The sequence below is a fragment of the Novilysobacter selenitireducens genome, assembly GCF_020026895.1.
Classification (GTDB): domain Bacteria; phylum Pseudomonadota; class Gammaproteobacteria; order Xanthomonadales; family Xanthomonadaceae; genus Lysobacter_C; species Lysobacter_C selenitireducens.
Genome location: NZ_JAINZW010000006.1, coordinates 1 through 20971, shown reverse-complemented (window position 1 = coordinate 20971; position 20971 = coordinate 1). Strand labels below are relative to the sequence as shown.

At 65.7% G+C, this 20971-nt stretch carries 33 protein-coding genes; 1 reads left to right on the top strand and 32 read right to left on the bottom strand.

Annotated elements, in window-relative coordinates; translation table 11 throughout:
• Positions 1-10 precede the first annotated feature (10 nt).
• Positions 11-1216: a pyridoxal phosphate-dependent aminotransferase gene (locus K6753_RS12100; protein WP_223676720.1), complete on the bottom strand. Its 1206-nt coding sequence runs from the start codon at positions 1214-1216 to the stop codon at positions 11-13.
• Between the two features lie 170 nt (positions 1217-1386).
• On the bottom strand, positions 1387-1893 hold the full coding sequence (locus K6753_RS12095; protein ID WP_223676719.1) for a peptidylprolyl isomerase: 507 nt from the start codon (positions 1891-1893) through the stop codon (positions 1387-1389).
• A gap of 163 nt (positions 1894-2056) precedes the next feature.
• Here K6753_RS12095 and typA point away from each other — a divergent pair, with 163 nt between their 5' ends.
• On the top strand, positions 2057-3913 hold the full coding sequence (gene typA, locus K6753_RS12090) for a translational GTPase TypA (RefSeq protein WP_223676718.1): 1857 nt from the start codon (positions 2057-2059) through the stop codon (positions 3911-3913).
• Between the two features lie 152 nt (positions 3914-4065).
• On the opposite strand, the gene K6753_RS12085 is transcribed toward typA, so the two are convergent.
• From K6753_RS12085 to K6753_RS11940, 30 genes are all read right to left on the bottom strand, one after another.
• Positions 4066-5451 (bottom strand): class II 3-deoxy-7-phosphoheptulonate synthase, encoded by a 1386-nt coding sequence (locus K6753_RS12085; RefSeq protein WP_223676717.1) that lies wholly within the window; start codon positions 5449-5451, stop codon positions 4066-4068.
• 94 nt (positions 5452-5545) lie between these two features.
• Positions 5546-6046, bottom strand: a complete 501-nt coding sequence (locus K6753_RS12080) for a disulfide bond formation protein B (protein ID WP_223676716.1) — start codon at positions 6044-6046, stop codon at positions 5546-5548.
• Between the two features lie 184 nt (positions 6047-6230).
• A complete protein-coding gene (rplQ, locus tag K6753_RS12075) occupies positions 6231-6605 on the bottom strand; it encodes a 50S ribosomal protein L17 (RefSeq protein ID WP_223676715.1) in 375 nt (124 codons plus the stop codon).
• A 194-nt stretch (positions 6606-6799) separates the two neighbouring features.
• A complete protein-coding gene (locus K6753_RS12070; protein WP_223676714.1) occupies positions 6800-7798 on the bottom strand; it encodes a DNA-directed RNA polymerase subunit alpha in 999 nt (332 codons plus the stop codon).
• Between the two features lie 163 nt (positions 7799-7961).
• A complete protein-coding gene (rpsD, locus tag K6753_RS12065; RefSeq protein ID WP_223676713.1) occupies positions 7962-8591 on the bottom strand; it encodes a 30S ribosomal protein S4 in 630 nt (209 codons plus the stop codon).
• Between the two features lie 14 nt (positions 8592-8605).
• Positions 8606-8998, bottom strand: coding sequence for a 30S ribosomal protein S11 (gene rpsK / locus K6753_RS12060; protein ID WP_223676712.1), 393 nt, complete (start codon positions 8996-8998; stop codon positions 8606-8608).
• A 10-nt stretch (positions 8999-9008) separates the two neighbouring features.
• On the bottom strand, positions 9009-9365 hold the full coding sequence (gene rpsM / locus K6753_RS12055) for a 30S ribosomal protein S13 (RefSeq protein ID WP_223676711.1): 357 nt from the start codon (positions 9363-9365) through the stop codon (positions 9009-9011).
• 329 nt (positions 9366-9694) lie between these two features.
• Positions 9695-11059 carry a preprotein translocase subunit SecY gene (gene secY / locus K6753_RS12050; protein WP_223676710.1) on the bottom strand — a complete coding sequence of 455 codons (1365 nt, stop codon included), beginning with the start codon at positions 11057-11059 and terminating at the stop codon, positions 9695-9697.
• Between the two features lie 7 nt (positions 11060-11066).
• The gene (rplO, locus tag K6753_RS12045) at positions 11067-11504 is read right to left on the bottom strand and encodes a 50S ribosomal protein L15 (RefSeq protein WP_223676709.1); all 438 of its coding nucleotides are present in this window, start codon (positions 11502-11504) and stop codon (positions 11067-11069) included.
• Positions 11505-11514: 10 nt separating this feature from the next.
• Complete coding sequence (gene rpmD / locus K6753_RS12040; RefSeq protein ID WP_223676708.1) at positions 11515-11715, bottom strand: 50S ribosomal protein L30; 201 nt, start codon at positions 11713-11715, stop codon at positions 11515-11517.
• A complete protein-coding gene (gene rpsE / locus K6753_RS12035) occupies positions 11708-12247 on the bottom strand; it encodes a 30S ribosomal protein S5 (RefSeq protein WP_223676707.1) in 540 nt (179 codons plus the stop codon). The genes rpmD and rpsE overlap by 8 nt, the downstream gene beginning before the upstream one ends.
• A 170-nt stretch (positions 12248-12417) precedes the next feature.
• Positions 12418-12771 carry a 50S ribosomal protein L18 gene (gene rplR, locus K6753_RS12030; RefSeq protein ID WP_223676706.1) on the bottom strand — a complete coding sequence of 118 codons (354 nt, stop codon included), beginning with the start codon at positions 12769-12771 and terminating at the stop codon, positions 12418-12420.
• A gap of 83 nt (positions 12772-12854) precedes the next feature.
• Positions 12855-13382, bottom strand: coding sequence for a 50S ribosomal protein L6 (rplF, locus tag K6753_RS12025; protein WP_223676705.1), 528 nt, complete (start codon positions 13380-13382; stop codon positions 12855-12857).
• Positions 13383-13395: 13 nt separating this feature from the next.
• The gene (rpsH, locus tag K6753_RS12020; RefSeq protein WP_223676704.1) at positions 13396-13794 is read right to left on the bottom strand and encodes a 30S ribosomal protein S8; all 399 of its coding nucleotides are present in this window, start codon (positions 13792-13794) and stop codon (positions 13396-13398) included.
• A 119-nt stretch (positions 13795-13913) separates the two neighbouring features.
• On the bottom strand, positions 13914-14219 hold the full coding sequence (gene rpsN / locus K6753_RS12015) for a 30S ribosomal protein S14 (RefSeq protein WP_223676703.1): 306 nt from the start codon (positions 14217-14219) through the stop codon (positions 13914-13916).
• A gap of 14 nt (positions 14220-14233) precedes the next feature.
• A complete protein-coding gene (gene rplE / locus K6753_RS12010; protein ID WP_223676702.1) occupies positions 14234-14773 on the bottom strand; it encodes a 50S ribosomal protein L5 in 540 nt (179 codons plus the stop codon).
• Positions 14774-14784: 11 nt separating this feature from the next.
• Positions 14785-15099, bottom strand: a complete 315-nt coding sequence (gene rplX, locus K6753_RS12005) for a 50S ribosomal protein L24 (RefSeq protein ID WP_223676701.1) — start codon at positions 15097-15099, stop codon at positions 14785-14787.
• 14 nt (positions 15100-15113) lie between these two features.
• On the bottom strand, positions 15114-15482 hold the full coding sequence (gene rplN, locus K6753_RS12000; RefSeq protein ID WP_223676700.1) for a 50S ribosomal protein L14: 369 nt from the start codon (positions 15480-15482) through the stop codon (positions 15114-15116).
• Between the two features lie 13 nt (positions 15483-15495).
• Positions 15496-15765 carry a 30S ribosomal protein S17 gene (gene rpsQ, locus K6753_RS11995; protein ID WP_223676699.1) on the bottom strand — a complete coding sequence of 90 codons (270 nt, stop codon included), beginning with the start codon at positions 15763-15765 and terminating at the stop codon, positions 15496-15498.
• A 9-nt stretch (positions 15766-15774) separates the two neighbouring features.
• Positions 15775-15960 carry a 50S ribosomal protein L29 gene (rpmC, locus tag K6753_RS11990; RefSeq protein WP_223676698.1) on the bottom strand — a complete coding sequence of 62 codons (186 nt, stop codon included), beginning with the start codon at positions 15958-15960 and terminating at the stop codon, positions 15775-15777.
• Complete coding sequence (gene rplP / locus K6753_RS11985) at positions 15960-16373, bottom strand: 50S ribosomal protein L16 (protein ID WP_223676697.1); 414 nt, start codon at positions 16371-16373, stop codon at positions 15960-15962. Before rplP ends, rpmC begins: the two co-directional genes overlap by 1 nt.
• Before the next feature lie 6 nt (positions 16374-16379).
• Positions 16380-17123 (bottom strand): 30S ribosomal protein S3, encoded by a 744-nt coding sequence (gene rpsC / locus K6753_RS11980; RefSeq protein ID WP_223676696.1) that lies wholly within the window; start codon positions 17121-17123, stop codon positions 16380-16382.
• Positions 17124-17126: 3 nt separating this feature from the next.
• Positions 17127-17462, bottom strand: coding sequence for a 50S ribosomal protein L22 (gene rplV / locus K6753_RS11975; protein ID WP_223676695.1), 336 nt, complete (start codon positions 17460-17462; stop codon positions 17127-17129).
• Positions 17463-17472: 10 nt separating this feature from the next.
• Positions 17473-17739 carry a 30S ribosomal protein S19 gene (gene rpsS, locus K6753_RS11970; RefSeq protein WP_141519287.1) on the bottom strand — a complete coding sequence of 89 codons (267 nt, stop codon included), beginning with the start codon at positions 17737-17739 and terminating at the stop codon, positions 17473-17475.
• Between the two features lie 6 nt (positions 17740-17745).
• Positions 17746-18573, bottom strand: a complete 828-nt coding sequence (rplB, locus tag K6753_RS11965) for a 50S ribosomal protein L2 (protein WP_223676694.1) — start codon at positions 18571-18573, stop codon at positions 17746-17748.
• A 10-nt stretch (positions 18574-18583) separates the two neighbouring features.
• Positions 18584-18880, bottom strand: coding sequence for a 50S ribosomal protein L23 (gene rplW / locus K6753_RS11960; protein WP_223676693.1), 297 nt, complete (start codon positions 18878-18880; stop codon positions 18584-18586).
• A complete protein-coding gene (gene rplD / locus K6753_RS11955; RefSeq protein WP_223676692.1) occupies positions 18877-19482 on the bottom strand; it encodes a 50S ribosomal protein L4 in 606 nt (201 codons plus the stop codon). Before rplD ends, rplW begins: the two co-directional genes overlap by 4 nt.
• A 2-nt stretch (positions 19483-19484) precedes the next feature.
• Positions 19485-20141, bottom strand: a complete 657-nt coding sequence (gene rplC, locus K6753_RS11950; protein ID WP_223676691.1) for a 50S ribosomal protein L3 — start codon at positions 20139-20141, stop codon at positions 19485-19487.
• A 10-nt stretch (positions 20142-20151) separates the two neighbouring features.
• Positions 20152-20463, bottom strand: coding sequence for a 30S ribosomal protein S10 (rpsJ, locus tag K6753_RS11945; RefSeq protein WP_027070119.1), 312 nt, complete (start codon positions 20461-20463; stop codon positions 20152-20154).
• Between the two features lie 437 nt (positions 20464-20900).
• A partial coding sequence (locus K6753_RS11940; RefSeq protein WP_322327148.1) for an EF-Tu C-terminal domain-related protein occupies positions 20901-20971 on the bottom strand: 71 nt, incomplete at its 5' end.

The following is a 20971-nucleotide window of genomic DNA, read 5'->3' as shown; positions in this document are numbered from 1 at the left end:
CGCCCTGCCCTTACGACAGTTCGCCGAAGAACTCCCGGATGCGCTGCATGCCGGGCTCCAGTTGCGGCGTCGGGCAGGTATAGCTGATGCGCATCGCGCGCGGCTCGCCGAAGGCCGAGCCCGGCACGCATGCCACGCCCTTGGCTTCCAGCAGCACGCTGCAGAAATCCACGTCGTTGGCGATCGCCTTGCCGGTCGGCCCGTGCGTCTTGCCGAAGGCGCAGCTGACATCGGGGAACACGTAGAACGCGCCCTGCGGCCGTGGACACACGACGCCGGGGATCGAGTTCATCACGTCCATCACCTGGTCGCGCTTGGCCTGGAACTCGGCGCACTTGGCCTCGGGTACGTCCTGCGGCCCGGACAGGGCGGCGACCGCAGCAGCCTGCACGATCTCCGGCAGGTTGGTGATGTGGTTGGAGTTCATCGTCACCACGGCCTGGGCGACGACTTCCGGCCCGGCCATGAAGCCCACGCGCCAGCCCGGCATGCCGTAGGTCTTGGACAGCGAGTCGACGAAGATCACGCGGTCGCGCAGCTCGGGGCGCGCATGCACGAAGTTGTGGTAGCCCACGCCGTCGAACACCATCCGGTTGTAGATGTCGTCGGTAATGACCCACGTGTCCGGATACTTGGCGATGACGTCGGCCAGCGCACCGATCTCGTCCTTCGTGTAGACCATGCCGGTCGGGTTGGACGGGTTGTTGAACAGGAATACGCGCGGCTTCTTCGCCAGCGCCTCTTCAAGCTGCGCAGGCGTCAGCTTGTAGTCCTGCGCAGGCCCGCACGGCAGCAGCTCGACCTTCGCGTTGACGATCTCGGCGATGTCCAGGTAGCTCGTCCAGTACGGCGTCGGAAAGGCGATCGTGTCGCCCTCGTCCAGCAGCGCCTCGGCCAGGTTGTAGAGCACGTGCTTGGCGCCCACGCCGGTCGCGAGGTTTACGCGGCCGTAGCCGGTCATGCCGATCTTGTTGATGTGCTCGAGGAACGCATCGAGCATCGCGTCGCTGCCGCGGTTGCTGCCGTACTGGCCGGAGTCGTGCGCCAGCGCCTGGCGGGCGGCCTCGTAGACGTGCTCGCCGGGCAGGAAGTTGGGGACGCCGATCGAGAAGCTGATGATGTCGCGGCCTTCGGACTTCAGGCGCTTGGCCTTCTCGGCAATCTGCATGATCGCGCTGGGCTTGGCGCGACCGATGCGCCGGGCGAGCTGGGGCATCGTGGTGACCTCGTGGGGAGTTCGACGGGACGGCCGCGACCGCGGCCATCAGCCGGAAAATAGTACCACGTGAAACCATTTCGACCTGGCGGGACCGGGTCCGGAAACGACGACGCCCGCGCGGTGGCGGGCGTCGGGGCAGGCGGTCCGGGCGGGCCCGGACGGCGGGTTCACGGACGCGCGTTGGCGTCCAGCGTCGTGTTCCACTCGGCCACGCGGTCGGCCTTGGCGGCCAGCGCGGCGTCGACGTCACCCTCGAGCTTCACCTTGTTGATGATGTCGCCCTGCTTGATGGCGTCCACCACCTCCTGGCCCTCGATCACCTTGCCGAAGACAGTGTGCTTGCCGTCCAGCCACGGGCACGCCACGTGGGTGATGAAGAACTGGCTGCCGTTGGTGCCCGGACCGGCGTTGGCCATCGACAGCACGCCGCGCTCATGGCCAAGGCCGTTCTTGGTCTCGTCCTCGAAGCGGTAGCCCGGGCCGCCGGTGCCACTGCCCTGCGGGCAGCCGCCCTGGACCATGAAGTCGTTGATCACGCGGTGGAAGTTGAGGCCGTCGTAGAAGCCGCGCTTGGCGAGGTTGGCGAAGTTGGCGACCGTCAGCGGGGCCTTTTCGGGCTCGAGCTGGATGCGAATCGGGCCGCGGTCGGTTTCGAAGGTGGCGATGAGGCTCATGCGGGGCTCCTGGTGGGGGTTGGACACGGGCGCCGGCGGCGGCGTGAACAGGGGGCCGCCAAGAATACCCCAGCCCCACCCGGATGCCCGCATTCAGGCAGGTTTGGCCGCTATAATGGCCGGCTTCCTCCCTGTCCCGAGCGTCGAACGGCGCCCTGTCCGCATGTCCGCATCCAACTCCGTCGAACGCCTGCGCAACATTGCCATCGTCGCCCACGTCGACCATGGCAAGACCACCCTCGTCGACCAGCTGCTCAAGCAGTCCGGCACCCTGGACGAGCGCGCCGTCGTGCCCGACCGCGTGATGGACAGCAACGACATCGAGAAGGAGCGTGGCATCACGATCCTCTCCAAGAACACCGCCATCCGCTGGACCGACCCGGACGGCGAGACTTGGCGCATCAATATCGTCGACACGCCGGGCCACGCCGACTTCGGTGGCGAGGTCGAGCGCGTGCTGTCGATGGTCGACTCGGTGCTGATCCTGGTCGACGCGATGGACGGCCCGATGCCGCAGACGCGCTTCGTGACGCAGAAGGCGTTCGCGATGGGCTTCAAGCCGATCGTGGTGGTCAACAAGGTCGACCGCCCGGGCGCGCGCGCCAGCTGGGTGCTGGACCAGACCTTCGACCTGTTCGACCGCCTTGGCGCGACCGACGAGCAGCTCGACTTCACCACCGTCTACGCCTCCGGCCTGCAGGGCTACGCCGGCATGGACGAGAGCGTGCGCGACGGCGACATGACCCCGCTGTTCCAGGCCATCTGCCAGCACGTGCCGGCGCCGCCGGTCGACCCGGATGGCCCGTTCCAGATGCGCGTCACCAGCCTGGACTACAACAGCTACGTCGGCATGATCGGCATCGGCCGCATCCAGCGCGGCAAGGTCAAGACCAACCAGCAGGTCACCGTGATCGACCGCGAGGGCAAGACCCGCAACGCCAAGGTGCTGCAGGTGCTGGGCTTCATGGGCCTTGAGCGCGTGGAAGTGCCCGAGGCCGGCGCCGGCGACATCATTGCCTTCTCCGGCGTGGATCCGCTGGGCATTTCCGACACGCTGTGCGACCCGTCCGCGGTCGAGCAGCTGCCGGTTCTGACGGTCGACGAGCCGACGATCTCGATGACCTTCCAGGTCAACGACTCGCCGTTCGCCGGCGTCAAGGACCGCAGCGGCGGCAAGTTCCTCACCAGCCGCCAGCTGCGCGACCGCCTGACCCGCGAGACCGCGCACAACGTCGCGCTGAAGGTCGAGGACACGTCCGACGCCGACAAGTTCAAGGTCTCCGGCCGCGGCGAGCTGCACCTGTCGATCCTGATCGAGAACATGCGCCGCGAAGGCTATGAGCTGGCCGTGTCGCGTCCGGAGGTCATCATCAAGGAGATCGACGGCGTGATGCAGGAGCCGTTCGAGCAACTTGTGGTCGACATGGAGGAGCAGTTCCAGGGCGGCGTCATGGGCCGGCTGGGCGAGCGCAAGGCGCTGCTGCAGAACATGGAACCCGACGGCAAGGGCCGCGTGCGCCTGGAGTTCATCATCCCGGCGCGTGGCCTGATCGGCTTCCAGACCGAGTTCCGCACCCTCACCGCGGGCACCGGCCTGCTGTTCCACGTCTTCGACCACTTCGGCCCGAAGATGGACGGCGAGATCGGCCAGCGCCAGAACGGCGTGCTGATCTCCAACGGCACCGGCCCGTCGCCGGCCTATGCGCAGATCGCCATGCAGGAGCGCGGCCGGCTGTTCATCGAGCCGGGCGAGGAGATCTACGAGGGCCAGATCGTCGGCATCCACAGCAAGGACAACGACCTGACGGTCAATGCCCTGCGCGGCAAGCAGCTGACCAACTTCCGCGCCTCCGGCACCGACAAGGACGAGGGTCTGATCCCGGCGATCAAGCTGTCGCTGGAGCAGGCGCTGGAATTCATCGACGACGACGAGCTGGTCGAGGTCACGCCCAAGCAGATCCGCCTGCGCAAGAAGTTCCGCACCGAGAACGACCGCAAGCGGGCTTCGCGCGCCGCCTGATTCGCGCTCAGCCGGTAACAGAAGAAAGCCGCCCGATGGGCGGCTTTTTTTTCGTGGGTGAGGCAAGGCATGCCCGTTCGCTGTAGGAGCGGCTTCAGCCGCGATCGAATGTTCGGCAAGTGCGATCGCGGCTGAAGCAGCTCCTGTAAAGCTCAGCTGTTGGCGAACTGCGCCTGCTTGCGCACGATCAGCATCGCCACTTCCAGCGCCTGCTCGTAGTTCAGGCGCGGATCGACCGTCGAGCGATAGGCGCGCTCCAGGTCCGTCTCCGTCAGCTCGCGGGCACCGCCCAGGCACTCGGTGACGTCCTCGCCGGTCAGCTCCAGGTGCACGCCGCCCAGCCGCGTCCCTGCTGCGGCGTGCAGGTCGAACGCCTGCTCCAGTTCGCTGCCGATGTTGTTGAAGCGGCGCGTCTTGTAGCCGTTGGCGGTGGCCTCGGTGTTGCCGTGCATCGGATCGCACACCCAAAGCACGCGGCGCCCGTCGCGACGCACCGCGTCCAGCAGCGGCGGCAGCTTGTCGGCGATATGCGCGGCGCCCATCCGGTGGATGAAACTCAGGCGGCCCGGCTCATCCTCGGGGTTGAGCAGGTCGATGATCCGCAGCAGCTGGTCGGGCGTCACCGACGGCCCGACCTTGAGCGCGATCGGGTTGCGGATACCCCGGAAGTACTCCGCGTGCGCGCCATCGACCGCGGCCGTGCGCATGCCGATCCACGGATAGTGCGTGCTGAGATTGAACCAGCCCCAATGACGCGGCACTTGGCGGGTCAGCGCCTCTTCGTACGGCAGCAGCAACGCTTCGTGGGACGTGTAGAAGTCGACCCGATTGAGGTTGTGCACCTCCTCACCGGAAATCGTCTCCATGAAACGGACCGCATCGCCGATGGCCTGCACCATGTGGCGGTACTCCTCCGCCAGGGGCGAATGGCCAACCCAGCTGAGGTTCCAGTATTCGGGGTGGTGCAGGTCGGCGAAACCGCCGTCGATCAGCGCTCGAACGAAGTTCATCGTCATCGCCGAACGCGCGTGCGCCTTGATCATCCGGCGCGGGTCGGGGCGCCGCGCTTCGGGCGTGAATGCCGGCGCATTGACCATGTCGCCCCGGTAACTGGGCAGCGTCACACCATTGAGCGTCTCGCTGTCGGCCGACCGCGGCTTCGCGTATTGGCCGGCGAAGCGGCCCACGCGGATCACCGGCTTGCGCAGGCCGTGCACCAGCACCAGGCTCATCTGCAAGAGCACCTTGAGCCGGTTGGAAATCAACTCGGAGGTGCAGGCATCGAAGCTTTCGGCGCAGTCGCCACCCTGCAAGAGGAAGCGCTTGCCCTCCTGCGCCTCGGCCAGCTGCTGCTTGAGCGCGAGGATCTCCCACGAGGTGACCAGCGGCGGCAGCAGCCGCAGCTCGTCCAGCACCCCGGCCAGTTCGCCCGCGTCCGGGTATTGCGGCAGTTGCAGGGCGGGCCGCGAGCGCCACGACGCCGCCGTCCAGTCGGACGGGAGGTGGACGGCGTGGATACTGCGGTCGGGCGTGCTCATGGACGTGCGGTTCGTGTTGCGGTGCAGCGAATGATCATGGTCGCATCCGGCTCAGCCCGCAACAGCAAGCGGCACCTGCCAGCAACAGGACTGGTTAACGCCGGAATGCCGCGTGGGCGGCCCACCCGGTCAACAGCACGAACCAGACCAGGCTCCATGCCGGCATCGACAGGCCCAGGAACGTCCAGTCGACCGTTCCGCAGTCGCCCGAACCGGTGAGCACTTTGCGGATGACACTGGTGGTCGACATCGTCTCGCGCATGAACTCCAGCCCTGCCCCGCAGGACGGGATCGCCGGCGGGTTCAGCTGCAGCCACACGTGGCGGCCGGCGATACCGATGCCCACAAGGCCCGCAACTACGGCCAGCGCCCCGTAGCCCCTACGCCCGCCACGGCCCGCTGGCGCGTGCAGCGCGCCGACGAGGAACACCACGCCCAGCGCCGCGAATGCGATGCGCTGGAAAATGCACAGCGGACACGGCTCCAGACCGTCGTGCAACTGGAGGTAGATCGCATAGCCCAGCAAACCGGCACAGGCCAGGAACCCCAGAACGAAATGGGTGCGGAAGGTGGAGCGGGCGGTGGAGGTTTTCATGCTGCAAAGCTTAAGGCGTGCGCGCGTCCGTGCGTAGACTCATGCTGCGGCAGGCATTCCTGGCCCACCTGGCCAGTGCGTGGCCACCGCTGAGAACCCGCCACCGTCATCGCCAGATGCAAAAAGCCCCGGCATGGCCGGGGCTTCTCGTCTCAGGCGGGGACGCAGGTCCCCACGGCGCCGATTACTCGGCCGCCGCTTCCGGGCGATCGACCAGCTCGACGTACGCCATCGGCGCGTTGTCGCCGGCGCGGAAGCCGCACTTGAGGATGCGCAGGTAGCCACCCGGGCGCGCCTGGTAGCGCGGGCCAAGGGTGGTGAACAGCGTGCCGACGGCTTCCTTGTCGCGCAGGCGCGAGAAGGCGAGGCGGCGGTTGGCGACGCTGTCGACCTTGCCCAGGGTGATGAGCGGCTCGGCGACGCGACGCAGCTCCTTGGCCTTGGGCAGCGTGGTCTTGATCAGACCGTGCTTGATGAGGGACGCGGACATGTTGGTGAACATGGCATCGCGATGGGCGCTGGTGCGGCTGAACTTGCGGCCGGCTTTCTGGTGGCGCATGGCAGTGGTTCCTGTTGAATGTTGTCGCTGTTGGAGGTCGCTGTCGCCGTCCTGGCGCTGGAAACATGGACTGCGGATGGTCCGGTCCGGCCGTCCTTGACCGGTGATGTTCGCGGGCTTTCAGGCCCGTCGGTTTGTGCCACTTGAGACAACGCTCCCCGCCATCGGGCGGGGAGCGGTATAGCGGTGGTGCGTCAGCCCATCATGCCGTGGCTGGCGATCCCGGCCGGCGGCCAGTTCTCCAGCTTCATGCCGAGCGACAGGCCGCGCTGCGCGAGCACTTCCTTGATCTCGGTGAGCGACTTCTTGCCCAGGTTCGGCGTCTTCAGCAGCTCGACCTCGGTCTTCTGGATCAGGTCGCCGACGTAGTAGATGCTCTCGGCCTTCAGGCAGTTCGCCGAACGCACGGTCAGCTCGAGGTCGTCGATCGGACGCAGCAGGATCGGGTCGACGCCACCGGTGGCCGGCTTGGCCGCACCGCGGTCGCGGTGGGTGAAGTCGCCGAACACCGACAGCTGGTCGGTGAGGATGTCGGCCGCGGTGCGGACGGCTTCCTCGGCGTCGATCGTGCCGTTGGTTTCGATGTCCAGGACCAGCTTGTCCAGGTCGGTGCGCTGCTCGACGCGCGCGGCCTCGACGGCATACGCGACGCGGCGGACCGGCGAGAACGACGCGTCCAGCATCAGGCGACCGATGGCGCGGGTCTCCTCGTCCGGGCGACGACGCGCTGCGGCCGGCTGGTAGCCGTAGCCACGCTCGATCTTCAGGCGCATGTTGATCGCGGTGTCCTTCGTCAGGTGCGCGATCACGTGGTCGGTGTTGAGGATCTCGACGTTGTGGTCGGCCTTGATGTCGGCCGCGGTGATCACGCCAGGACCCTGCTTGGAGAGCGACAGGGTGGCGGACTCGCCGGTGTGCATGCGGATGGCGACGTCCTTGAGGTTGAGCAGCACCTCCAGCACGTCCTCTTCCAGGCCTTCGACCGTGGTGTACTCGTGGAGCACGCCGTCGATCTCGACCTCGGTGATGGCGAAGCCCGGGATCGAGGACAGCAGCACGCGGCGCAGCGCGTTGCCCAGGGTGTGGCCGTAGCCGCGCTCCAGCGGCTCGATCACGACCTTGGCGCGGTTGCCGTTGAGGCGCTCGATCTGGGGACCGCGCGGACGCAGTACCTGGTTAGCGGTAACCGTCATTGTGTAACTTCTCCTGCAATGCTCCGCGCTGGGGGAGCGCGATCGCGTTGGCTTTGGAGCCCCCTCTGGATCAAGGAGGCGGCCGGTGTGCGGGGCACGCCGGCCAGGGTGGTGGAGGTCCCCGCGCATCCCCAGAAGGGACGCACAGGGAATGCCGCATCGGTTACTTCGAGTACAACTCGACGATCAGCGCTTCGTTGATGTCCGAAGGCAGGTCGGCGCGATCCGGCACGGCCTTGAACACGCCGCTGAACTTCTTGCTGTCGACCTCGACCCACGACGGCGACAGGTCCATCTGCTGGGCGACCGTCAGCGACTCCTGGACACGGAGCTGCTTCTGGGCACGCTCGGCCAGGGCGATCGCGTCGCCGGCCTTCACCTGGTAGGACGGCAGGTTCACCGACTTGCCGTTGACCGTGACGCCGCGGTGGCTCACCAGCTGGCGAGCGGCCGGGCGGGTGACCGCGAAGCCCATGCGGTAGACGACGTTGTCCAGGCGGGTCTCGAGAAGCTGCAACAGGTTTTCGCCGGTGTTGCCCTTCTTCGTCGACGCCTTCTTGTAGTAGTTGCGGAACTGACGCTCCAGCAGGCCATAAATACGCTTGACCTTCTGCTTCTCGCGAAGCTGGACGGCGTAATCGGACAGCTTGCCGCGACGGGCGACCGGACCGTGCTGGCCGGGCTTCTGCTCCAGCTTGCACTTGGAGTCGAGCGCGCGGGCCGAGGACTTCAGGCCGAGGTCGGCGCCTTCACGGCGCGCGAGCTTACAGGTGGGACCAATATAACGAGCCATGTGTCTTCAGCTCCTCAGACGCGACGCTTTTTCGGCGGACGGCACCCGTTGTGCGGGATCGGCGTCACGTCGATGATGTTCATGATCTTGTACCCGACGTTGTTCAGCGAACGAACGGCGGATTCGCGACCGGGACCCGGACCCTTGATGCGCACTTCCAGCGACTTGACGCCGTAGTCGAGCGCAGCACGGCCGGCCTTTTCAGCAGCAACCTGCGCGGCGAACGGGGTCGACTTGCGCGAGCCGCGGAAACCCGCGCCCCCCGAGGTCGCCCACGACAGCGCGTTGCCCTGACGGTCGGTGATCGTGATGATGGTGTTGTTGAACGAAGCGTGGACGTGGGCGATGCCGTCGGTGACGACGCGCTTGATCTTCTTCTTCGTCTTGGCTTGTGCTGGCTTGGCCATGATCTATTCCTTACTTCCTGATGGCCTTGCGCGGACCCTTGCGGGTGCGTGCATTGGTCCGGGTGCGCTGGCCGCGGAGCGGCAGGCCACGACGGTGACGCAGGCCGCGGTAGCAGCCCAGGTCCATCAGACGCTTGATCGACATGCCGATTTCGCGACGCAGGTCGCCCTCGACCACGTACTTGCCGATCTCGGCGCGCAGGCGCTCGACTTCCGGCTCGGACAGGTCACGGATCTTGGTCGACGAATTCACGCCGGCCGCTTCACAGACCTTCTTCGAACGGGTACGGCCAATGCCGTAAATGCTCTGGATCCCGACCCAGACGTGCTTCTGGGCAGGCAGGTTGACGCCCGCAATACGCGCCATAACGCGATTCTCCAACTGGTTTGGCGGCCGGGTTGACGCCCGGCGAGGTGGCACTTGGATAAGTGAACTGGAAATTCTAACAAGGTCTCGGGTTAATAGGAAGCCCGGCCGCGCCTGGAGGGCGCAGCTGGACCACGGCATGGGGAGTGTGCCCATGCTCCGGCGACGGGAGCGGGTTGCCTGGGCAAGACGGAGTCACCCGCCCTGCCCGGCCCCGCGCGCTACTCCGGCGCGCGGACCGACCCGAACCCACCCGCGCGCGAGACGCCGCGCGAGCCGCCCTTCTTGTCGACCGGCCGCTGAGGACCGGGTCGACGGGAATTGCCACCTCAGGTGCGCGGAACGCCGCGCAGGCCTCCGCCACCCTTGAGGTTCGCCTTCTTGAGAAGGCTTTCGTACTGGTGCGACATCAGGTGGGCCTGGATCTGGGCAATGAAGTCCATCACCACCACCACCACGATCAGCAGCGAGGTGCCACCGAAGTAGAACGAAATGCCCATCTCGGTGCGCATCACCTCCGGCAGGAGGCAGACCAGCACCAGGTAGGCCGCACCGGCCGCGGTCAGGCGTGTCAGCACGCCGTCGACGTAGTCGGCGGTGGCCTTGCCCGGCCGGATGCCCGGGATCAGCGCACCCGACTTCTTGAGGTTGTCGGCGGTTTCCTGCGAGTTGAACACCAGCGCGGTATAGAAGAACGCGAAACCCGCGATCATCGACGCGTACAGGATCATGTGCAGAGGCTCGCCCGGGTTGAGCCACTGGCTGAGCTTGAGCATGAAGGAGGACGAATCGCCCTGGCTGAACCAGGTGGCTGCCGTCGCCGGGAACATCACGATGCTCGAGGCGAAGATGGCCGGGATGACGCCCGCCATGTTGAGCTTGAGCGGCAGGAACGAGGACTGGTTCATGTACGCGCTGCGGCCGCCCTGGCGGCGCGCGTAATTGACGGTGATCCGGCGTTGCCCACGCTCGACGAAGACCACGAAATAGGTCACCGCCAGGACGATCAACACCACCGCGATCGCCACGAACTCCGACATCTCACCGTTGCGGATCTGCTCGAACATGCCGATCACGGCCGAAGGCAGGCCTGCGACGATGCCAGCGAAGATGATCAGCGACACACCGTTGCCGATGCCCCGCTCGGTCACCTGCTCACCGAGCCACATCAGGAACATGGTGCCCGCCGTCAGCGAGATCACCGCGGTCAGCACGAAGCCCATGCCCGGGCTGTAGACCACCGGGATGCCCTGGCTGGCACCACCGGCTTGCAGTGCCGTGGCGATGCCCCAGGCCTGGAAGATCGCCAGCGGGATCGCACCCAGGCGCGACCACTGGTTGATGCGCTTGCGCCCCGACTCGCCTTCCTTCTGGATGGCCTTGAGCGAGGGCACCATCTGCACCAGCAGCTGCACGATGATCGACGAGGAGATGTACGGCATCACGTTCAGCGCGAACAAGCTGAAACGCTCCAGGGCGCCACCGGAGAACATGTTGAACATGTCCACGATGGTGCCCTGCTGGGTCTCCATGAGCTGCAGCATGGCGTCCGGATTGACGCCCGGCACCGGGATGTAACAGCCGATGCGGTAGACGATCAGTGCGCCCAGCACGAACAGCAGGCGCTGGCGGAGCTCGGTGAACTTGCCGAGCCCGCCGCCGACACCGGACATCGCGTTGCTGCTGCGCGCCATCGACCGCTTACTCCTCGACCTTGCCGCCGGCCGCCTCGATGGCAGCCTTGGCACCGGCCGTGGCCAGCACGCCCTTGAGCACGAACTTCTTGCTCAGCTCGCCCTTCTTCACGATCTTCGCCCGCTTGGCGGTGCTCGGCACCAGCTTGGCAGCGCGCAGCGCGGCGAAGTCGATATCGCCGGCGTCCAGGCGGTCCAGCTGGTACAGCAGCACTTCGGCGGTGTCGCCCGCGGTGCGCGAGCGGAAACCGATCTTCGGCAGGCGCATGTGCATCGGCATCTGGCCGCCTTCGAAGCCGGCCTTGATCTTGCCCTTGCCCGAACGCGCGAACGAACCCTTGTGGCCGCGACCGGCGGTCTTGCCCAGGCCCGAACCGATACCACGACCAACGCGCGTGCGCTCCTTGCGGGCGCCGTCTGCGGGCTTGAGAGTATTGAGACGCATGGTGTTCTCCTTATTCCTCGACCTGAACCAGGTAATGCACCTTGTTGATCAGGCCACGGACCTGCGGGCTGTCTTTCAGCTCGCGCACGTCGTTGAGCTTGTTCAGGCCCAGGGCGCGCACCGACAGGCGGTGGCGGGACTGGGTGCCGCGGAGGCCCTTGACCAGGCGCACCTTGACGGTGCCGGCGTTCTCGGCCTGCTTCTTAGCCATGGTTCAACTCCTCCACCTTCTTGCCGCGCTTGGCCGCGATCTTGGCCGGCGAATGCATCTCGGTCAGGCCGCGCACGGTGGCGCGCACCAGGTTGATCGGGTTGCGCGAACCGGTGGCCTTGGCCAGCACGTTCTTCACCCCGACCGCTTCCAGCACGGCGCGCATCGCGCCACCGGCGATCACGCCGGTACCCTCGGACGCCGGCTGCATGTACACGCGCGCCGCGCCGTGGCCGGACTTCACCGAGTGCCACAGGGTGCCGTTGTTCAGGTCGACGTTGCTCATGTTCTTGCGGGCGTACTCCATCGACTTCTGGATCGCGACCGGCACTTCGCGTGCCTTGCCGTAGCCGAAGCCAACCTTGCCGGAGCCGTCGCCCACCACCGTCAGCGCGGTGAAGGTGAACTGGCGACCACCCTTGACGGTCTTGCTGACGCGGTTGACCGCGATCAGCTTCTCGATCATGCCGTCATCGATTTCTTCGCGGTTGCGGTCGCGATCACGACCCCGCGGTGCACGTTCGTCTGCCATCTTCTATATCTCGTCAGTTGAAGGATTTGCGGCTTGGCCGCTTGTCGTTGTGGTGTGCCTCGGGCGCTTCGAATCGCCGGAAACCCGACGACCCGCCCGGCGCAGCCCGCGCCGGCAGGTGGCATCCGGCGCAGACCCTGCCGTTGGGCAGGGCACCGCGCCGACGTGCATCAGAACTGCAGGCCACCCTCGCGGGCGGCGTCGGCCAGCGCCTTGACGCGGCCGTGGTACCGGTAGCCCGAGCGGTCGAACGCGACCTTCTCGATGCCGGCGGCCTTGGCCTTCTCGGCGATGGTGCGACCGACCTTGGCCGCAGCATCGGCGTTCTTACCGTTCTTCAGCCCATCGCGCACGTCAGCCTGCACGGTCGAGGCGGCAGCCAGGACCTTGGAGCCGTCGGCGGTGAAGACCTGGGCGTACAGGTGCTGGCCGGTGCGCAGTACCGACAGGCGCGGCACGCCGAGTTCGCGGATGTGCGCACGGGTCGACTTGGCGCGGCGCAGGCGGGCGGTGTTCTTGCTCATGAGTGTGTCCTCGAAAGCTGAAGGAAGTGGCCCCCTTGAAGAGCCCGCACAGGAATGTGAGGCCCCTTGCGAGGGATTCGCACTTAAGCCTTCTTGGCTTCCTTACGAATGATGTTCTCGCCCGCGTACTTCACGCCCTTGCCCTTGTAGGGCTCCGGCGGACGGAAGCCACGGATCTTGGCGGCGACTTCACCGACGCGTTGCTTGTCGGCGCCCTGCACCACGATCTCGGTCTGCGTCGGGGTGGCAATGGTGATGCCCTCCGGCGCCTTGAACAGGATCGGGTGCGAGAAACCCAGCGACAGGTTCAGGTCCTGGCCCTGCATGGACGCGCGGTAGCCGACGCCGACCAGCTCGAGCTTGCGCTCGAAGCCTTCGGACACGCCGTGGACCATGTTCGCGATGATCGCGCGCAGGGTGCCGGTCAGCGGGACCAGTTCGTCGTTGGCGGCCGAGAGCAGCGCCTGGCCGTCCTCGATCTTGACGTCGATGCCGGCCGGCTTGTCGATCGACAGGGTGCCCTTGGGGCCCTTGACGCTGACGTTCTCGGACTGGATGTTCAGCTCGACACCCTTCGGAAGGGCGATCGGCCTCTTGGCAACTCGGGACATGTTCGTTACTCCCTTACGCCACGAAGCACAGAACCTCTCCGCCGACGCCCTGCTGGCGCGCCTGCGCATCGGTCATGATGCCCTTGGAGGTGGAAATGATGGCGACACCCAGGCCACCGAGGACCTTGGGCAGCGCGTCCTTGCCGCGGTACTGCCGCAGGCCCGAACGGGAGAAGCGCTCCAGGCGCTCGATCACCGGCTTGCCTTCGTAGTACTTCAGCACGATCTCGAGTTCGGACTTGCCCGAACCGATCTCGCTCACGCGCGAGTCGAGGATGTAGCCCTCGCTCTTCAGCACGGTGGCGATCGCCACCTTGGTCTTGGACGACGGCATCTTCACCGTCGGCTTGCGGACCGCTGCGGCATTCTTGATGCGCACCAGCATGTCGGCAATGGGATCAGTCATGCTCATGAAATATCACCTATGAGTAGCACCGATATCCGCGGGATTGCGAATTTCAGTTGTAACGCCGCGACACGAGCCGCGGCGCTTCGCCGGCCAGACGCTGGCCGAGCCGGCTAGTGTAGCAGTTACCAGCTGGCCTTGCGCAGGCCGGGGACATCGCCGCGCATGGTGGCTTCACGCAGCTTGTTGCGACCCAGGCCGAACTTGGCGTACACGCCGCGCGAGCGGCCCGTCAGGGCGCAACGGTTGCGCTGGCGCGAGGGCGAGGAGTCGCGCGGCAGCTTCTGCAGCTTGACCGACGCCTCCAGCTTCTCCTCGTACGACGCCGAGTCGCTGGCGATGATCTTCTTCAGCTCTTCGCGCTTGCCGGCGTGCTTCTTGGCCAGCTTGGCCCGCTTGACTTCGCGGTTGACCATGGAGGTCTTAGCCATATTCGAAACCTCGATTAAGTACGGAACGGGAAGCGGAAGGCTTCCAGCAGGGCCCGGGCCTCGGCGTCGGTCTTCGCGGTCGTGGTGATCGCGATGTCCATGCCGCGGACGGCGTCGACCTGGTCGAAGTCGATCTCCGGGAAGATGATCTGCTCCTTGACGCCCATGTTGTAATTGCCACGGCCGTCGAAGGACTTGGCCGAGACGCCACGGAAGTCGCGCACGCGCGGCAGCGAGACGTTGATCAGGCGGTCCAGGAACTCGAACATCTTCGCGCGGCGGAGCGTCACCTTGCAGCCGATCGGCCAGCCGTCGCGGATCTTGAACGAAGCCACCGAGACACGGCTCTTCGTCACGATCGGCTTCTGGCCGGAGACCTTCGTCATGTCGGCGACGGCGTTCTCGAGGATCTTCTTGTTGGTGGCCGCTTCGCCCACGCCCATGTTGAGCGTGATCTTGACGAGGCGCGGGACTTCCATCGGGTTCTTGTAACCGAACTTCTCGGTCATCACGGGAACCACTTCTTCCTTGTAAATCTTTTCAAGCCGGGTCATTTCAGCATTCCTCAGGCGTCGACCGCCTCACCGCTGGAGCGGAACACGCGAACTTTGCGTCCATCCTCCAGCACCTTGATACCGATGCGCTCGCCCTTGCCCGAGGCAGGGTTGAACAGCATGACGTTGGAAATGTGGATCGGCGCCTCGCGCTCGATCACGCCACCGGGCTGGCCGGCCTGCGGGTTCGGCTTGGTGTGGCGCTTGATGATGTTGACGTTGGACACGACGACCTTGTCGCCGGCCACGCGCACGACGTCACCCTTCTTGCCCTTGTCCTTGCCGGTGGTGACCACGACCTGGTCGCCCTTCTTGATACGGTTCATGTCAATTCCTCCGCTCAGAGCACTTCAGGTGCGAGCGAGACGATCTTCATGAACTTCTCGGAGCGCAGCTCGCGGGTCACAGGCCCGAAGATGCGGGTGCCGATCGGCTCATGCTTGTTGTTCAGGAGCACGGCGGCATTGCCGTCGAAGCGGATCAGCGAACCGTCGGGGCGGCGAACGCCCTTGCGGGTACGGACCACCACGGCGTCATAGACGTCGCCCTTCTTGACCTTGCCGCGCGGGATCGCGTCCTTCACGGTGACCTTGATGATGTCGCCAATGTGCGCGTAACGGCGCTTGGAGCCGCCGAGCACCTTGATGCACATCACTTCCTTGGCACCGGAGTTGTCGGCCACGTTGAGGTAGCTTTGCATCTGGATCATGGTTCAGCTCCTCTTAGGCGGTCGCGCGGCTGACGATCTCAACCACGCTCCAGTTCTTGGTCTTGGACATCGGGGCGATTTCGCGCACCCGGACGATGTCGCCCTCGTTGCAGGCGTTGTCGGCATCGTGGGCGTGCAGCTTGGTCGAGCGACGGATGTACTTGCCGTAGAGGGCATGCTTGACCTGGCGCTCAACGAGCACCGTGACGGTCTTGTCCATCTTGTTGCTGACCACGCGCCCTTCGACCGTGCGCACTGCCTTCTCTGTATTGTTGTCGGTCATGGCGGGTCCTTACTTCTTCTCGACCAGCAGCGTGTTGACGCGAGCAATCTCGCGGCGCACGCGGCGGGTTTCATGGGTCTTGGCGAGCTGGCCGGTGGCGGCCTGCATGCGCAGAGCGAACTGCTCCTTGTGCAGGTCGACCAGGTGGGCCTTCAAGTCCTCCGAGGACTTCTCGCGGAGCTTCTTGATTTCCATCAGCGCACCGTCCGGGTGACGAAAGTGGTGGTCACCGAGAGCTTGGCGGCGGCCAGGCGGAACGCTTCGCGCGCCACCGTCTCGTCCACGCCTTCGATCTCGTAGATCATGCGACCGGGCTGGATCTGGGCGACCCAGTACTCGACGTTGCCCTTACCGGAGCCCATGCGGACTTCGATCGGCTTCTTGGTGATCGGCTTGTCGGGGAACACGCGGATCCACATCTTGCCGCCACGCTTGACGTAGCGGCTGATGGAGCGGCGTGCCGCCTCGATCTGGCGCGCGGTGATCTGGCCGTGCGCGGTCGCCTTCAGGCCGTACTCGCCGAAGCTGACGGCGTTGCCGTTCCAGCTCAGGCCTTCGTTGCGGCCCTTGTGTACCTTGCGGTACTTCGTTCGCTTGGGTTGCAACATGGTCGGTTACCTCGCTTCGCGCGGCTGGCGGGCCGGGCGATCGTTGCGGTCACGACGGTCGCCGCGATCACCACGATCGCTGCGCGGACTGTCGTCCTGCTTCTCCTGGCCCACCTGGGAGAAATCGAAGATCTCGCCCCGGTAAACCCACGTCTTGATGCCGATGATCCCGTAGGTGGTCTTCGCCTCGGCAAAGCCGTAGTCGATGTCCGCACGCAGGGTGTGCAGCGGCACGCGGCCTTCGCGGTACCACTCCGAACGTGCGATCTCCGCACCGTTCAGGCGGCCGGCCACGTTGACCTTGATGCCCAGCGCGCCCAGGCGCATCGCATTGCCCACGGCGCGCTTCATCGCGCGACGGAACATGATGCGGCGCTCGAGCTGTTGCGCGATCGACTCGGCCACCAGCTGGGCGTCGAGCTCGGGCTTGCGCACCTCGGTGACGTTGATGTGCGCCGGGACGCCCATCATGTCGCTGACTTCCTTGCGCAGCTTCTCGATGTCCTCGCCGCGCTTGCCGATCACCACGCCCGGACGGGCGGTGTGGATGGTCACGCGGGCGTTGTTGGCCGGACGCTCGATGAAGATCTTCGAGATGCCGGCCTGTGCCAGCTTCTTGCGGAGCATCTCGCGGACCTTCAGGTCGGCGGCCAGGTACTCGGCGTACTGCTTCTTGCCGGCGAACCACTTCGAGTTCCAGTCCTTGGAGATACCAAGGCGGATGCCGGTCGGATGAACTTTATGACCCATGAGTTACTTCCCCTCGCCGACGACGACGGTGATGTGGCTGGTGCGCTTGAGGATGCGGGTACCCCGCCCCTTCGCACGGGCCATGAAGCGCTTCAGCGTCGGGCCCTCGTCGACCATGATGGTCTTGACCTTGAGCTCGTCGATGTCGGCGCCCTGGTTGTTCTCCGCGTTGGCGATGGCGGACTCGACGACCTTGCGGATCATCGCAGCGGCCTTCTTGTCGGAGAACTTCAGCAGGTTGACCGCGCGCTCGGCCGAGAGGCCGCGCACCTGATCAGCCACCAGACGGGCCTTCTGGGCGGAGATGCGCGCGCTGCGCAGGATGGCTTTCGCTTCCATGGTCATCTCCTTAGCGGCTCTTCTTGTCGCCGACGTGACCCTTGAAGGTACGCGTCAGGGCGAACTCGCCGAGCTTGTGGCCAACCATGTTCTCGTTGACCAGCACGGGGATGTGATTGCGACCGTTGTGCACGGCGATGGTGAAACCCACCATCTCCGGCAGAACCATCGAGCGGCGCGACCAGGTCTTGATCGGCTTCTTGTTGTTGCCCGCGGTCTCCACCTTCTTCATCAGGTGGTGGTCGACGAACGGACCCTTTTTCAGTGAACGTGCCATTGCCGATTAGCTCCTGCGATCGCGAACGATGAACTGCTGCGTACGCTTGTTCTTGCGCGTCTTGTAACCCTTCGTCGGCACGCCCCACGGCGTGACCGGATGCGGGTTGCCCTGGCCGGCCTTGGCCTCACCACCACCGTGCGGGTGGTCGACCGGGTTCATGGCCGCACCGCGGACGGTCGGACGGACACCGCGCCAGCGCTTGGCACCGGCCTTGCCGAGCTTCTCGAGGCTGTGCTCGTCGTTGCCGACCTCACCGATAGTGGCGCGGCACTCTACCGGCACCTTGCGGGTCTCGCCCGAGCGCAGGCGCAGCGTGGCGTAACCCTGCTCGCGGGCGACGAGGTAGGCACCGGCGCCAGCGGCGCGGGCCAGCTGGGCGCCCTTGCCCGGCTTCATCTCGACGCAATGCACCGTGGTGCCGACCGGGATGTTGCTCAGCGGCAGCGTGTTGCCGGTGCGGATCGGGGCGTCACGGCCCGCGATCACCTGGTCGCCATCCTTCAGGCCCTTGGGGGCGATGATGTAACGGCGCTCACCGTCGACATAGCACAGCAGGGCGATATGGGCGGTGCGGTTGGGATCGTATTCGATCCGTTCCACGCGCGCCGGGATACCTTCCTTGTTGCGCTTGAAATCGATGATGCGGTAGTGCTGCTTGTGACCGCCGCCGACGTGACGCGTGGTGATGCGCCCGTGGTGGTTGCGGCCACCGCTCTTGCTCTTCTTCTCGACCAGTGCAGCGTGCGGCGCGCCCTTGTGCAGGCCCGGCGTCACCACACGGACCATCGAACGACGGCCGGGCGAGGTGGGTTTGAAAGTCATCAATGCCATGGATCGATCCTCAGGCCTTGGCCATCACGTCGATCGACTGGCCCTCGGCCAGCTTCACGTACGCCTTGCGCCAGTCGGGGCGGCGGCCCATGCGGAAACGGAAGGCCTTGTTCTTGCCCTTCACGTTGACCACGTTGACCGCCTCGACCTTGACGTCGAACAGCTTTTCCACGGCGACCTTGATGTCGGCCTTGGTAGCAGTCGTCGCCACTTCGAAGACGTATTGGTTGGAAATTTCCTGCAGGCGCGCGGTCTTTTCGGACACGCGCGGCGCGCGGATGACGTTGTAGAGCTTGGCGTCGTTCATGCCAGCCACTCCTCGATCTTCTTGACCGCATCGGCGGTGACCACGACCGAATCCGCGCCCACGAGCGAGACCGGATCCAGGCCCTGGACGTCACGGACCTCGACGTACGGCAGGTTGCGCGCGGACAGGTACAGGTTCTCGCTGGCGTCCTCGGTCACCAGCAGCGGGCGACGGCCCACTTCCAGCTCCTTGAGCTTCGACACCAGGCCGGAGGTCTTGGGCGCGTCGATATCGAACGCGTCGACGACCTTCAGGCGGCCCTGGCGATTGAGCTCCGACAGGATCGCGGCCATCGCGGCGCGGTACATCTTGCGGTTGACCTTCTGCGCGAAGCTGCGCGGCTTGGCCGCGAACGTCACGCCACCGCCGACGAAGATCGGAGCCGTCAGCGCGCCATGACGCGCACCGCCGCCCTTCTGCTTCTTCGACTTCTTGGTGGTGCCGGCCACTTCCGAACGCGTCTTCTGCGCCTTGGTGCCGGCGCGGCCCGCGTTGCGGTACGCCACGACGACCTGGTGGACCAGGTCCTCGCTGAAGTCGCGGCCGAAGATCTCGTCGGAAACCGACAGCTTCTTGTCGCTGTTATTGATGGCGAGTTCCATCGTCATACTCCCTTGCTCGTCGGGCGGACGATCACGTCGCCGCCCGGCGCGCCCGGCACGGCGCCCTTGATCGCGATCAGGCCGCGCTCGGCGTCGACCTTGACCACTTCCAGGCCCTGCGTGCTCTGCTGCACCGCACCCATGTGACCGGACATCTTCTTGCCCGGGAAAACGCGACCCGGCGTCTGGCGCTGGCCGATCGAGCCCGGGGCGCGATGCGACAGCGAGTTACCGTGGGTGGCGTCGCCCATCTTGAAGTTCCAGCGCTTGATCGTGCCCTGGAAGCCCTTGCCCTTCGTGACGCCCTGGACGTCGACGATCTGGCCCACTTCAAAGATGTCGGCCTTGATTTCACCGCCCACGTTGAAGTCGGCGATCTTCTCGTCGGCGACGCGGAACTCCCACAGGCCACGGCCGGCGTCGACCTTGGCCTTGGCAAGGTGGCCCGCGGCGGGCTTGTTGACAAGCGCCGCGCGGCGCACGCCGACCGTCACCTGCACGGCGCTGTAGCCGTCGGCATCGGTGGTCTTGATCTGGGTGATCCGGTTCGGGGTCGCTTCGATAAGCGTCACCGGCACGGACTTGCCGTCCTCGGTGAAGAACCGGCTCATGCCGGCCTTGCGACCGACGATGCCCAGCGAATATTTCTTCGCAGTCATGTGGGTGGCCTCAGGTCAGCTTGATCTGGACGTCGACGCCCGCCGCGAGCTCGAGCTTCATCAGCGCGTCCACGGTCTTGTCGTTGGGGTCGACGATGTCGAGCACGCGCTTGTGCGTGCGGGTCTCGTACTGGTCGCGCGCGTCCTTGTCGACGTGCGGGGAAACGAGGATGGTGTAGCGCTCGATCTTGGTCGGCAGCGGGATCGGGCCGCGCACTTGCGCGCCGGTCCGCTTGGCCGTTTCGACGATCTCGCTGGCCGAGCGATCGATCAGGCGATGATCGTACGCTTTGAGCCGAATCCGGATCTTCTGGTCCGCCATGACGGTGTTCCTTGGTTAAAAGAGCGACAGGCCGGCGACTGGGTGCGCCGAACCCCGGTAAAAACGACGTGGCCGACGACAACGCCGCCGGCCTCCTTCAAAAATCAAGGCAGGCCGGTTACCCGGCCCGCCCAGACGGAATCTGCGAACGCATGAAGCCGCCTCGGCAAGCCGGGCAGCACCCATGCGACATTTCCCTGTCTGGCGAAGACGAGGCGCTTCCTGCCCCTCATTTCGCTGGTTTGCGAGCCAAGGGCCCGCAGTGGTCGCGCATTCTAACGGGTTTTCGACCGGGTGCGCAAGCACCCTACCCTGATCCGCTTGAAGTCATCCGGCGCCCTGGGCCTAAAGACCGGGACGCTGGACCCCGATAAAACCACTCGGGGATGACGACCTGACAACACCGTGCGCGCCAGCGGCGCGCACGGGTCACGGCGTCACTTGATGATCTTGCTCACCACGCCGGCGCCGACGGTGCGGCCGCCTTCGCGGATCGCGAAACGCAGGC

Bases quoted from the DNA above. Each gene is read 5' to 3' on its own strand.
- K6753_RS12100 (WP_223676720.1), bottom strand. From the start codon at position 1,216: ATGCCCCAGCTCGCCCGGCGCATCGGTCGCGCCAAGCCCAGCGCGATC.
- K6753_RS12095 (WP_223676719.1), bottom strand. From the start codon at position 1,893: ATGAGCCTCATCGCCACCTTCGAAACCGACCGCGGCCCGATTCGCATC.
- typA (WP_223676718.1), top strand. From the start codon at position 2,057: ATGTCCGCATCCAACTCCGTCGAACGCCTGCGCAACATTGCCATCGTC.
- K6753_RS12085 (WP_223676717.1), bottom strand. From the start codon at position 5,451: ATGAGCACGCCCGACCGCAGTATCCACGCCGTCCACCTCCCGTCCGAC.
- K6753_RS12080 (WP_223676716.1), bottom strand. From the start codon at position 6,046: ATGAAAACCTCCACCGCCCGCTCCACCTTCCGCACCCATTTCGTTCTG.
- rplQ (WP_223676715.1), bottom strand. From the start codon at position 6,605: ATGCGCCACCAGAAAGCCGGCCGCAAGTTCAGCCGCACCAGCGCCCAT.
- K6753_RS12070 (WP_223676714.1), bottom strand. From the start codon at position 7,798: ATGACGGTTACCGCTAACCAGGTACTGCGTCCGCGCGGTCCCCAGATC.
- rpsD (WP_223676713.1), bottom strand. From the start codon at position 8,591: ATGGCTCGTTATATTGGTCCCACCTGTAAGCTCGCGCGCCGTGAAGGC.
- rpsK (WP_223676712.1), bottom strand. From the start codon at position 8,998: ATGGCCAAGCCAGCACAAGCCAAGACGAAGAAGAAGATCAAGCGCGTC.
- rpsM (WP_223676711.1), bottom strand. From the start codon at position 9,365: ATGGCGCGTATTGCGGGCGTCAACCTGCCTGCCCAGAAGCACGTCTGG.
- secY (WP_223676710.1), bottom strand. From the start codon at position 11,059: ATGGCGCGCAGCAGCAACGCGATGTCCGGTGTCGGCGGCGGGCTCGGC.
- rplO (WP_223676709.1), bottom strand. From the start codon at position 11,504: ATGCGTCTCAATACTCTCAAGCCCGCAGACGGCGCCCGCAAGGAGCGC.
- rpmD (WP_223676708.1), bottom strand. From the start codon at position 11,715: ATGGCTAAGAAGCAGGCCGAGAACGCCGGCACCGTCAAGGTGCGCCTG.
- rpsE (WP_223676707.1), bottom strand. From the start codon at position 12,247: ATGGCAGACGAACGTGCACCGCGGGGTCGTGATCGCGACCGCAACCGC.
- rplR (WP_223676706.1), bottom strand. From the start codon at position 12,771: ATGAGCAAGAACACCGCCCGCCTGCGCCGCGCCAAGTCGACCCGTGCG.
- rplF (WP_223676705.1), bottom strand. From the start codon at position 13,382: ATGTCCCGAGTTGCCAAGAGGCCGATCGCCCTTCCGAAGGGTGTCGAG.
- rpsH (WP_223676704.1), bottom strand. From the start codon at position 13,794: ATGAGCATGACTGATCCCATTGCCGACATGCTGGTGCGCATCAAGAAT.
- rpsN (WP_223676703.1), bottom strand. From the start codon at position 14,219: ATGGCTAAGACCTCCATGGTCAACCGCGAAGTCAAGCGGGCCAAGCTG.
- rplE (WP_223676702.1), bottom strand. From the start codon at position 14,773: ATGACCCGGCTTGAAAAGATTTACAAGGAAGAAGTGGTTCCCGTGATG.
- rplX (WP_223676701.1), bottom strand. From the start codon at position 15,099: ATGAACCGTATCAAGAAGGGCGACCAGGTCGTGGTCACCACCGGCAAG.
- rplN (WP_223676700.1), bottom strand. From the start codon at position 15,482: ATGATCCAGATGCAAAGCTACCTCAACGTGGCCGACAACTCCGGTGCC.
- rpsQ (WP_223676699.1), bottom strand. From the start codon at position 15,765: ATGACCGACAACAATACAGAGAAGGCAGTGCGCACGGTCGAAGGGCGC.
- rpmC (WP_223676698.1), bottom strand. From the start codon at position 15,960: ATGGAAATCAAGAAGCTCCGCGAGAAGTCCTCGGAGGACTTGAAGGCC.
- rplP (WP_223676697.1), bottom strand. From the start codon at position 16,373: ATGTTGCAACCCAAGCGAACGAAGTACCGCAAGGTACACAAGGGCCGC.
- rpsC (WP_223676696.1), bottom strand. From the start codon at position 17,123: ATGGGTCATAAAGTTCATCCGACCGGCATCCGCCTTGGTATCTCCAAG.
- rplV (WP_223676695.1), bottom strand. From the start codon at position 17,462: ATGGAAGCGAAAGCCATCCTGCGCAGCGCGCGCATCTCCGCCCAGAAG.
- rpsS (WP_141519287.1), bottom strand. From the start codon at position 17,739: ATGGCACGTTCACTGAAAAAGGGTCCGTTCGTCGACCACCACCTGATG.
- rplB (WP_223676694.1), bottom strand. From the start codon at position 18,573: ATGGCATTGATGACTTTCAAACCCACCTCGCCCGGCCGTCGTTCGATG.
- rplW (WP_223676693.1), bottom strand. From the start codon at position 18,880: ATGAACGACGCCAAGCTCTACAACGTCATCCGCGCGCCGCGCGTGTCC.
- rplD (WP_223676692.1), bottom strand. From the start codon at position 19,482: ATGGAACTCGCCATCAATAACAGCGACAAGAAGCTGTCGGTTTCCGAC.
- rplC (WP_223676691.1), bottom strand. From the start codon at position 20,141: ATGACTGCGAAGAAATATTCGCTGGGCATCGTCGGTCGCAAGGCCGGC.
- rpsJ (WP_027070119.1), bottom strand. From the start codon at position 20,463: ATGGCGGACCAGAAGATCCGGATTCGGCTCAAAGCGTACGATCATCGC.